This window comes from Nocardioides sp. (assembly GCF_024509035.1).
Classification (GTDB): Bacteria; Actinomycetota; Actinomycetes; order Propionibacteriales; family Nocardioidaceae; genus Nocardioides.
This window is the reverse complement of the sequence record NZ_JANINT010000348.1, coordinates 1,041-1,430: the sequence shown is the minus strand read 5'-3', so window position 1 is coordinate 1,430 and position 390 is coordinate 1,041. Positions and strand designations below refer to the sequence as shown.

The 390-nt window shown below is 64.4% G+C and carries 1 protein-coding gene; it reads right to left on the bottom strand.

The window, feature by feature from the left end; all coding sequences use genetic code 11:
- Nucleotides 1-215, bottom strand: a 215-nt coding sequence (locus Q0L15_RS21050) for a substrate-binding domain-containing protein (RefSeq protein WP_296606679.1), incomplete at its 3' end; no start/stop codon positions are given.
- Nucleotides 216-390 lie beyond the last annotated feature (175 nt).

The window sequence follows — 390 nt, the reverse complement described above, 5'->3', positions numbered from 1 at the left end:
GCGTTGACCGCAGGGACGACGCCGTTGACGTCGATCGCGACGACGATGATGCCCGTCACGCCCTGGGAGACGAAGTTCTCGATGTCGCTGTTCTGCTTGGCGGAGTCGTTGTTCGCATTGGCGATCGTGAGGTCACAGCCGGCATCGTCGGCCGCCTGCTGGGCGCCCTCGTTCATCTGCGTGAAGAACGCGGCCGTCTGGTTGATCTGGGTCATGCCGATCACGCACTTGCCAGACCCTTCCTCGTCACTCTTGGCCGAGGAGCCGTCGCTGTCGTTGCCGGTGCTGCACCCGGCCAGGACGAGCGCAGCCATGGCCGCCAGAGCTGCCCCCCTGCGGCGGCTTCGGGATGTGATGTTCATGGGAGCCTCCATCTCGGAAATCGATTTC